Annotated in this window: 8 protein-coding genes and 1 pseudogene; 7 read left to right on the top strand and 2 right to left on the bottom strand. The window is 53.1% G+C overall.

Features of this window, described 5'->3' with window-relative positions; genetic code table 11:
* Window positions 1-5: 5 nt before the first annotated feature.
* The 3 genes from tamB (at window position 6) to HLB35_RS15410 (ending at window position 5,204) form a co-directional block, all read left to right on the top strand.
* Window positions 6-4,028 (top strand): autotransporter assembly complex protein TamB, encoded by a 4,023-nt coding sequence (gene tamB, locus HLB35_RS15400; RefSeq protein ID WP_328732253.1) that lies wholly within the window; start codon window positions 6-8, stop codon window positions 4,026-4,028.
* 3 nt (window positions 4,029-4,031) lie between these two features.
* Window positions 4,032-4,643, top strand: coding sequence for a peptide-methionine (S)-S-oxide reductase MsrA (gene msrA, locus HLB35_RS15405; protein ID WP_171703249.1), 612 nt, complete (start codon window positions 4,032-4,034; stop codon window positions 4,641-4,643).
* A gap of 93 nt (window positions 4,644-4,736) precedes the next feature.
* A complete protein-coding gene (locus tag HLB35_RS15410) occupies window positions 4,737-5,204 on the top strand; it encodes a c-type cytochrome (RefSeq protein ID WP_171703250.1) in 468 nt (155 codons plus the stop codon).
* A 31-nt stretch (window positions 5,205-5,235) separates the two neighbouring features.
* Here HLB35_RS15410 and can read toward each other — a convergent pair whose 3' ends face one another.
* Window positions 5,236-5,883: a carbonate dehydratase gene (can, locus tag HLB35_RS15415; protein ID WP_171703251.1), complete on the bottom strand. Its 648-nt coding sequence runs from the start codon at window positions 5,881-5,883 to the stop codon at window positions 5,236-5,238.
* Window positions 5,884-6,044: 161 nt separating this feature from the next.
* Here can and gorA point away from each other — a divergent pair, with 161 nt between their 5' ends.
* The 3 genes from gorA to HLB35_RS15430 all read left to right on the top strand — a co-directional run bounded on the left by gorA (window position 6,045) and on the right by HLB35_RS15430 (window position 8,709).
* Window positions 6,045-7,439: a glutathione-disulfide reductase gene (gene gorA, locus HLB35_RS15420; RefSeq protein WP_171703252.1), complete on the top strand. Its 1,395-nt coding sequence runs from the start codon at window positions 6,045-6,047 to the stop codon at window positions 7,437-7,439.
* Window positions 7,440-7,671: 232 nt separating this feature from the next.
* A complete protein-coding gene (gene ectA / locus HLB35_RS15425; protein WP_171703253.1) occupies window positions 7,672-8,256 on the top strand; it encodes a diaminobutyrate acetyltransferase in 585 nt (194 codons plus the stop codon).
* A 60-nt stretch (window positions 8,257-8,316) separates the two neighbouring features.
* Entirely contained in the window at window positions 8,317-8,709 is a 393-nt protein-coding gene (locus tag HLB35_RS15430; RefSeq protein WP_171703254.1) for an ectoine synthase, read from the top strand.
* 57 nt (window positions 8,710-8,766) lie between these two features.
* Here the strand turns inward: HLB35_RS15430 and HLB35_RS15435 are convergent, their stop codons facing one another.
* Window positions 8,767-9,309, bottom strand: a complete 543-nt coding sequence (locus HLB35_RS15435) for a DUF3833 domain-containing protein (protein ID WP_171703255.1) — start codon at window positions 9,307-9,309, stop codon at window positions 8,767-8,769.
* Between the two features lie 262 nt (window positions 9,310-9,571).
* Here HLB35_RS15435 and HLB35_RS15440 point away from each other — a divergent pair.
* Window positions 9,572-9,942, top strand: a pseudogene (locus tag HLB35_RS15440) (hypothetical protein); the annotation flags it as partial.

Below are 9,942 nucleotides of genomic sequence, written 5' to 3' on the forward strand. Positions count from 1 at the left end.
TGCCTGTGTCTCAAGATAAACAGACCGTGATCAAACGGCATTATTTTTCAGCCCGAAAACGCCTGTGGCTGCTGGTCTGGAGCCTTATACGCCTGGTGATTGTACTGCCTATCTGGCTGATGTCACTGGTGTTGGTAGTCCTTGGCTGGGTACTGTCCCCTTGGGGAACCAGTGTGCTTCTGGATCAGGCAGAACAGCGCAACTGGGTTCAGCTGGAAGGCCATCAGGGTAGCCTGCTTGAACACCTCAAACTGGAAGGCTTTGGCCTGGATGTGGCGGGAGTTTCTCTCTCATTGGGCGAATTTGAACTGGCTTGGGCAGAGGATTGCGTGCTTTCCGGCCGTCTGTGCATTGATACACTGAGATTGGTCGATGCTACAGTTCGCCTGCCGGCTAGCAGCGACAAACCTGAAGAGGAGCGGCAGGACTCGGCGCCGCTGGAAGAAATTCGCCTGCCTTTCCCAGTTGAGCTGCGCGAGCTGGTGTTGGAAAACATAGATGTACGCCTTGGCGATGGCACCCGAATCCGCTGGGAAAGCTTTACCTCTGCCATCAGCGCAGAAGAGACCCTTATCAGTATTGCGCCCACCCACCTGGAGCGCCCTCAGGTCTATTTGCCCCCAAGTCCGGGTGTTTTGCTGGCAGGCTCACAGGACTCGCCGCTTTCCAGTGCGGCCATTGATGCCGCCATTGAATTGCAAGATCCGCTTGAACCTGTCAGCGAGGTTTCGCCCGCAGAGGACATCGCCAACCGCGAGCCGCTTGAGTTACCTGCTATCAGCCTGCCAATCAGCCTGGAGCTACCTGCGTTCAGCGTGAATGAATTCACGCTTTCAGGAGTTACCGAATACACAGTGAACAGCCTGCAACTGGGACTGACAGCCAAGGGTAGCCAAATTAACTTAACCCAATTTGATGTCACGACGCCTGATGCCTCAGCGCAGCTGAGTGCCGAGGTGGAGCTGCAGGAAAACTACCCGCTGAATGCCCAGCTGGATGCTCAACTCTTACTGCCGGAGATAATGCCCGAACTGGCCGGTGAGGAGATTTCCCTACGGCTGGACGGCAACCTGAATGATCTGAACGCAACGCTCAACGCCCAAGGGCCAATTGCGGCGAACCTGACCGCCAATCTGGATGCCCTGGCGCCGACCCTGCCTTTCCAGATAACGCTGGACAGCAATCAGCTGCGTTGGCCGTTAACCTCACCGGCTGCTACACAGGACAGTGAGTCAGCGGATGAGCCTTATGTGCTTGAAGGGCTGACCTTGACCGCCGAAGGTGATCTTGAAGACTACCAGCTTGATCTTCAGGTTGACGCTCAAGGCCCCCAGGTACCGCCCAGCCGATTGGCATTGAACGGCCAGGGGAACCTGAGCACGTTTAATTGGGCGCCACTGACCCTAAACGTAAATGGCAGCCAGATATCCAGCAGGGGCAATGTCTCCTGGCAGGATGGTTTGGGCGTTGATGCGATTGTTGAGCTGTCCAATCTCAACCCCAATGACCTTGCGCCATCGGTTGAAGGGCAGCTGAATGGGCTTTTGGATGTCTCTGTGCGCCAGCAGGGCGAGCTATGGACAGTGGCACTGCCTGTGCTCGATATCAACGGTGAGTTGCAGGGCTATCCACTCAATCTGAAGGCAGCCCTCAACGCAGACAGTACGCTTAACGTAGATCTTCAGCAGCTGGACTTTGCTCAGGGTGAAAACCGGCTCAATGCCAGCGGCCAGATCAGCCCGGAAAACATGAATCTGGACGCCACTATTGATATGCGTGGCCTGCAAACCCTGGCCCCCGGGTTACAAGGCGCGCTAACCGGGCAGATTCAGGCACGGGGAAGCCTGGAGCAGCCGCAACTTGCCGCCAATCTTGAGGGCCAAGGGCTGCAGTTTGGCGAAAATCGTCTGGATGCCCTACAGCTGGATGCGGATGTCAGTGGTATTGAAGATCCGCAGCTGGATATCCGCCTGGCAATAGCTAATGCTATTGCTGGTGGGCAAGCATTTGAAAATATCGCGCTTTCACTGGATGGCAGGCTTTCTGAACATAATCTTTCGCTGGAGGTGGCAGGGGGCGCAGATAATGAACTGCTTGAAAGTGTCACTCTGGCGCTTGATGGCCAGTTTGATCAGCCGGGGCAGCGCTACCAGGCTACGCTGTTACCGCTTGAGGTGGTTTCAGCGTTCGGCACGATAAGTCTTGAAGCCCCTCTGGATCTTGGTTATCGCCTGGATAGTGGTGAAGCCCGTCTATCAAGGTTTTGCTTGCGCCGCGAGGAAGGCGGCGTTATCTGTTCCGAGGAGGCTATTAATGCCTCTGCCGATGCGGGTAACGCTGTCTTGTCTGTCAGCGAAGTGCCTATGCAGATGTTGGCTCCTTTCCTACCTGAGGGCTGGTCGCTACAAGGTGATACCACCGCTGATATGGCGGCTTCCTGGCGACAGGGCGGTGCCCGCTGGCAGGCCAATCTGGGGCTGGACAGCAGCTTGGAGATCACCGCGCTGAATGACTTTGGCCAGCCAGTAACCCTACCGCGCCTGAGCCTTGAAACCCGCATAGAAGCTAATCCACAGCAGGTGGATGCCAATGCCACTCTGGCGCTGGGCAATACCGGTGATATCAACCTCGATCTGGCCATTACAGATCCACTCGGCGCCGCAGGTCTCGACGGTGATCTAAGGGTCGTAGGCGTTCGCCTGAACCCATACCGCGAGATGGTGGTTGGGCTTGACACCATGGAAGGGCAGTTAGACGGTAATGTCAGCATCAGCGGTTCTGTGGCACAACCGGATCTTCAAGGCCAGTTAAGCCTCAATCAGCTACAGGTCGCCGGCGCCGACCTGCCCATTGTCATTCCCGATGGGGAGATCAACGTCGATTTCGACGGTGACTCAGGCCGGATTGACGGTTTTGTGGATGCCGAACGTGGACGTCTGAATATTCAGGGCGAGGCCGTCTGGCCCGGAGATGATGACTGGGGCATTGGCATTGACCTGAAGGCAACAGAGAACCCATTATTGGTGTCCTTGCCACAGTTTGGCCGCCTGGAAGCCGCACCGGATATTCGCATTCGCGTTGCCCCCGATCGCTTGCAGGTGCGGGGCGATGTCAACGTGCCCTGGGCGCGTCTGGAGGCAGGCGAGCTGCCTGCTTCGGTGATGGGGCCCAGTAGCGACGAGATCATTATAACCGAGCGCGACGATCAAGAAGCCGAACAGTTGGCCGCGCAACGGTCTGAAAATGGTGGGCCAAGCGCTGCAGAAAGCCTTGAGCAGGGCGGAATGGCTATGGATGTACAGATCAATATCAACCTTGGCGAAGACATGCAACTCTCCGCTTATGGGCTGAATTCACGCCTTCAGGGTACCCTTGAAGTCGACCAGAATAGCGGCGGTTTACAGCTGTTTGGCGATGTCAATCTGGCGGATGGCCGTTTTAAATCCTTTGGTCAGGATCTGCTTATCCGGCGTGGCGCCATTCTTTTCAGTGGCCCGCCGGGGGCGCCATCACTTGATTTTGAAGCAATCCGTAATCCCGACGTCACTCAGGACGATGTCATTGTCGGGGTTAGGGTAACCGGACTGGCGGAATCACCCAACCTTGCCATTTTTTCCAATCCGGCTATGAATGAAACCCGTGCGCTTTCCTACCTGTTGCGCGGTAGGGCGCCGGACGAATCTGGCAGTGGTTTTAGCAGTGCAATGACCACTGCGCTGATCAGTATGTCGTTAGGCCGCACAGGAGGTGCTGTCGGTTCTATCGGTCAGGCCTTTGGCATTGATGACCTGCGTCTGGATACCGCAGGCGCCGGCGACAATAGTCAGGTAGCGTTAAGTGGCCAGCTAACCGATGACATCAGCATCAGCTATGGCGTTGGTATCTTTACCCCAATAGCAGAACTTACCCTGCGCTACACCTTATGGCGTGACCTGTATCTGCAGGCTGTTTCGGGTGCCAATCAGGCGGTTGACCTGATCTACCAATTCAGTCGCAGTGGTAACCCTTCAACGTTTCAAGCGAGGTAAGACATGAGCTTTTTTGATCGTATACCGACCGGGCGGGATACGCCTATTAAAACCAGTGAGCATCATGCCATCAGCGGTGAAGCCCTGAAGCCAGTATATCGCGAAGGCTATGCCACTCTGGTCGTCGGCATGGGATGTTTCTGGGGCGTGGAGCGCCTGTTCTGGCCAGTGTCGGGGGTTCTAGTCACTGCGGCAGGCTATGCAGGCGGTAAAACGCCTAACCCAAGTTATGAAGAAGTCTGCACTGGGCAGACTGAACACGCGGAAGTGGTACTGATCATTTATGACCCGGCCGAGGTTAACCTGACCTTGCTGTTAACCATATTCTGGGAAAATCATGACCCCACCCAGCTGAACCGCCAGGGGAACGATATTGGTTCCCAGTACCGCTCAGCACTCTACACAACCAATGACGAACAACTTGAAGCAGCCCGGCACAGCGCCGACCTTTTTCAGCAGCAGCTGGATAAAGCCGGACGAGGGCAGATCACCACGGAAATAAAACCGCTGGATACGTTCTACTACGCCGAAGCTTACCACCAGCAATATCTGCACAAGAACCCGGGTGGCTACTGTGGCCTGAAAGGCACCGGTGTCAGTTGCCCGCTGGTTTAAAGACGTTATTTTCGACGAGGACATACGATTAACATGAGAAGCTTATGCTTATCACCAGGGCATATCACCCTACTTGCCTGCACAGCTGTCATAATGGCTTTCTCACTGGGTGCTGTCTCGTCTCAGGCCAGCGCAGATGAGCGCTGGTCATCGCCGCCCGCCAGCGCTGACGATACTCCTTTCGCTGATCAACGTGAGGCAGTGATCTGGCGTCAGGATACCTTCAAGGAAACCGAAACCCTGGTACGCCAACTGCGATTTGATATCGTCAATCAGCGTGATCTATCTGCCGCTGGGCCACGCATTGAAACCCTTAGGCAAATAGTTAACGCTGATAATATGCTGCCCGCATTTATTGAAGGCAGTCACGGTCCCGGGTCTGATGCCAGGCCGGAAATCTGGAAAGAGTGGGATCGCTACCGCGAAGGCTTTGACCGCCTGGATGGCGAAATCGCCACCCTGATGGAGGCTGTCAAAAATGACGATTTAAGGGCGGCCGCCAAGAGACTGTCCGAAGTTGGAGCAAGTTGCAAAAGCTGCCACCGTGGCTATCGCTACTGATTGATGCTTGGAGGCTAGGGCGCCATCTTGATTAGTCGCCTGCTTCAAGGCGGTCAATCCGATAAAGGGTCTCGACCTGGGATAAGTCAGATACTGTGCAGTGAAGATCCTTCACCAGCCCATCCTCAAGCCCATATACCCAACCGTGCACGGATATCTGCTCACCCCGCTGCCAGGCACGTTGCAGGATTTTGGTGCGGCAAAGGCTGTTAACCTGGGCTTTGACATTCAGTTCGCACATGGTGTCGATCTGTTGACTTAGAGACAAATGCTGCATTGAGTCACAGTGCTGATTATAAAGTTCGCGTACCGAGTGCAACCAGAAATCGACCATGCCGCATTCACCACCGGTGACTGCGGCCTTGATGCCGCCGCAGCCATAATGGCCAACAATCATGATGTGCTTCACCTTAAGCACATCAACGGCAAACTGAACCACAGACAGGGCGTTCATATCAGTATGATGAAGCAGGTTGGCAACATTACGGTGGACAAAGACTTCGCCAGGGGGAAGGGCAATAATCTGGTTCGCCGGAACCCGGCTGTCGGAGCAGCCAATCCACAGATAATCGGGATTTTGCTGCCGCGACAGGCGGGCAAAGTAGTCCGGATCTTCCTTGCACATTCGCTCAGCCCAGGCGCGATTATTGGCTAACAGTTTATTAATGGAATCTGACATCTAGGTTCTCGTTGGCGAAGAAGCAGTCATATACAGAAAATGATTAGCGTTTTAACCTTTTTATCTTTAACCCTAGCTTATCACGAGGTCAACCATTGCCTTGATGAAAAGTGGGGAGACAACTTCCTTAACGTACTGATATTGAATGAAAGGAGCACAGCATGACGAAAAACGCCGCTTATGAATACGATCTCTTTGTTATTGGCGCTGGGTCTGGCGGTGTACGTGCCGCCAGAATGGCAGCGGCAGAAGGCGCCAAGGTCGGGATAGCGGAAAACCGTTATCTGGGTGGCACCTGCGTCAATGTGGGCTGTGTACCTAAAAAGCTGTATTCCTACGCTGCGCACTTTCACGACAGCTTTGATGATGCAGCTGGTTTTGGCTGGCAATTACCCGGCCCAGCCATCTTTGACTGGGCAACCCTGAGGGAAAACAAGAAAGGCGAGATCAAGCGCCTGAACGGTATCTACCATCGCTTGCTCGAAGGCGCTAATGTATCGCTCTACAATGCCCATGCCAGTTGCAGAGATGCCCATACTGTCATTCTGCATAACGATGAAGGCGAGCATCAGATCACCGCACAGCGGATTCTGGTAGCTACCGGTGGCTGGCCGTGGCTGCCGGATTTCCCGGGTAGCGAGCATATGCTCAGCTCCAACCAGATTTTTGATTTGGAACACTTCCCCAAGCGTTTTTTGACCCTGGGCGGTGGGTATATTTCGGTTGAATTTGCCAGCATCTTCAATGGTCTTGGCAGTGATACCCATCTTATCTATCGGGGCGACCTGTTTCTGCGCGGCTTTGATCAGGAAGTGCGTGAATTTACCCGCGATGAAATGTCTCGCAAGGGTGTTAACCTACATTTTAATGTCAATATTGCCCAAATCGACAAAGTGACCGGAGATACTGGCAAGGATGAATATCGGGTGACACTGACTGACGGCCAGGTAATGCACGTGGATGCCGTATTGGCGGCCACCGGGCGCCACGCCAATATTGAAGGGTTAGGGCTGGATACGCTGGGCATTCGCCTGGATGCGCAAGGCAAGGTGCCTGTCAATGAGCGCTTTGAAACCAGCGTGCCCTCGATACTCGCTCTGGGCGACCTGATTGCTGGCCCAGAACTGACGCCGGTTGCATTGGCTGAAGCCATGCAGTTGGTGGATGTCCATTTCCGTAACGCTGATGCGAAACCGATGGATTACGCCAATATTCCCACTGCTGTGTTCTGCCATCCTAATATAGGAACGGTGGGCCTATCAGAAGAAGAGGCCAGAGAAAAAGGCAATATCCGCGTCTACCAGGCTGATTTTCGTGCCATGAAGCACACCCTGTCAGGTAGTCAGGAACGCACCTTGATGAAGCTGATTGTTGATGATGCAACAGACGTAGTGCTCGGCGCGCATATGGTAGGAGACGATGCGGGAGAAATTATCCAAGGCATAGCGATTGCGGTCAGGGCTGGCCTTACCAAGGCTGACTTTGATCGCACCGTTGGCATTCACCCGACAGGCGCTGAAGAATTTGTCACTATGCGCAGCGTAACCCGTCGCTAACGGTTGCTAGTTAGCTACTGATAGAGGTTTTAGGCGCTTTTTATAATTTTCCGTTATGGTTTGGCCGCATCAACTGCCTGATTGTTTGATGTGGTCATAATTAACCGTTATAGTATTTATACATAGTTTTTAATATAGTGATTAATAGACCCTGATCAACTAGGGTAATTATCATTCAAGCTACTAAACAAACAGCGTAGCCTTAACAAAATCGCAGAAGCGAAGCATAACCATGACAACGCCGATACCGCCTTTTACACCCTCTGCTGACCTGATTCGTCCCACTGTTGCGGATGCTGTGGTGGGGCATGCAGAGACGCCCTTGTTTATTCGCAAGCCAAATGCTGACGACGGCTGGGGAGTATACGAGTTAATCAAGTCCTGTCCGCCCCTCGATGTCAATTCTGCCTATGCCTATCTGCTATTGGCTACGCAGTTCCGTGATACCTGTGCCGTGGCCATCAATGAGGAACGCGAAGTGGTTGGTTTTGTCTCTGGGTACGTCAAGGATAATGCCCCGGATACGTATTTCCTCTGGCAGGTGGCTGTGGGGGAGAAGGCGCGCGGCACGGGCTTGGCCCGTCGTCTGGTTGAAGCCATTATGACACGCCCTGAGCTTCAGGGCGTTCATCACCTTGAGACTACCATCACACCAGACAATCAGGCTTCATGGGGGCTATTTCGGCGGCTTGCAGCACGCTGGCATGCACCGTTGAACAGCCGTGAGTATTTTTCTACCGAACAGCTCGGGGGCGAGCATGACCCTGAGAATCTGGTCAGGATTGGTCCTTTCCAGACAGAAACTATTACGGGTTAGGGCCTGTTAACATACTATTTTATTGACGCTATCAATGGCTGTACTGATAAGGAAACTATTATGATCGTTCGCAATATTGAAGAAGCGCGCCAGACAGATCGTCTTGTCAAAGCTGAAAATGGCAACTGGGATAGCACGCGCCTGGTGTTAGCCGCTGATGGTGGTGATTTTTCCTTCCACATCACGCGTATCTACGAAGGCACTGAAACACATATCCACTACAAACATCATTTCGAATCCGTGTATTGCATTGAAGGAGAAGGGGAAGTCGAAACGCTGGCAGACGGCAAGATCTGGCCAATCAAGCCGGGCGATATCTACGTCCTTGATCAGCATGACGAGCATCTGTTGCGGGCCCACAAGACCATGCATCTGGCCTGCGTTTTCACGCCGCCGATTACCGGCACTGAAGTACACCGTGAAGATGGCTCCTATGCACCCGCCGATGAGTGATCATGCATAGCTGACCGATAAAAGCCCGCCAAAATTAGCTTTTGGCGGGTCTTTTGCTTAGCGCTTTTCAAATACCAGAGTGATTTCACCCAGCGTCAGACCAAATTTACGCATAGCGGTACGATTGATCAGTTTTCCATCGGGTTGCAGGTACATCCAGTCGTCCATAGTAAAGGTCAAGGTCCGACCACTGACTTCAAGATCCAATGGGTAGCGCATGTGAAAGGCATTACCGTATTGCTTAGCTTCTACGTTGCCTTCTACATCATTGGCTGAGCCATTCCAGTTGTGCTCGTCAATTCGTTCGAATGTCCATACCCGTCGATCGGTTTCACCGTTGGCAAACACAAAGGCTTCATCCAACACCAGGGTATCGCCATCGTAAGTCCCTTGGATATCAACGGTAAATTGGCGCTGAATTTCACCGCTGTAGTCCTGCACGATTCCCCAGGCGCGGGTGTCGCCTTCAAAGTAGTCGGCGATATCCAGGGTGGGCGTGTTTTCTGCATATTGTTTGATATCAACACTGGTGCAACCGGTTAACAGCGCGATTGCCAGCGCCAACACGCTCCAACGCCAAAAACGGTTTAACTGGGCCATGGGATTCTCCTGATGACAGCCGAGAGGAAATGTTTCAAAACCATACACTGTACAGGAGTTGTCGAGCAATGCTTTACCTGAGTGATGTTTATAAATGGATCACTCATTAGTTCGCATAATGTATATTATGTTAAATAGTATAGTGTGATCTACTATTTGTTCATAATATAATCATGATGTCGTTGGACAAGCTTGCTATCGACTCCTTATCATTCCTTATTCGTTGATCAAGGATATCGTCTACTATGCGCAAAGGTTGTTCATGGATGGCCGTTTTACCTACCTCCAGCTACAGACGTGCCCCCGTCTCTTGCTGGGAACTCTGCTAGCGGCCCTGCTAACCGGGTGTTCCGCTTTTATACCTGAGCAATCTCAGGACGACACGCCCAAGCCGCTGAGTACAGAAGCGTTTGAGCAGCGGATTGATGAGTTGGCATTATCCCTTCAATCACAATGTGATACTTCTGCGCTATTAGACAGCCAGCAGCGCCAGGCGCAGCGTATGACGGCTGATGTGCGTGAAATTGGCAGTTTGCTAAGACGACTCAACAATAACGTGGATGATTTGGTACTGGCGGCGCCGCAAACAACTGCGCCGGGCGCTCAACAAGTAAGCGTCGGCGAAGCATGCCG

It is taken from the genome of Vreelandella azerica (genome assembly GCF_013112225.1).
Taxonomy (GTDB): Bacteria; Pseudomonadota; Gammaproteobacteria; order Pseudomonadales; family Halomonadaceae; genus Vreelandella; species Vreelandella azerica.

Excerpts from the sequence above, each read along its gene's own strand:
- msrA (WP_171703249.1), top strand. The coding sequence starts at position 4,032 with ATGAGCTTTTTTGATCGTATACCGACCGGGCGGGATACGCCTATTAAA.
- HLB35_RS15410 (WP_171703250.1), top strand. The coding sequence starts at position 4,737 with ATGGCTTTCTCACTGGGTGCTGTCTCGTCTCAGGCCAGCGCAGATGAG.
- can (WP_171703251.1), bottom strand. The coding sequence starts at position 5,883 with ATGTCAGATTCCATTAATAAACTGTTAGCCAATAATCGCGCCTGGGCT.
- gorA (WP_171703252.1), top strand. The coding sequence starts at position 6,045 with ATGACGAAAAACGCCGCTTATGAATACGATCTCTTTGTTATTGGCGCT.
- ectA (WP_171703253.1), top strand. The coding sequence starts at position 7,672 with ATGACAACGCCGATACCGCCTTTTACACCCTCTGCTGACCTGATTCGT.
- HLB35_RS15430 (WP_171703254.1), top strand. The coding sequence starts at position 8,317 with ATGATCGTTCGCAATATTGAAGAAGCGCGCCAGACAGATCGTCTTGTC.
- HLB35_RS15435 (WP_171703255.1), bottom strand. The coding sequence starts at position 9,309 with ATGGCCCAGTTAAACCGTTTTTGGCGTTGGAGCGTGTTGGCGCTGGCA.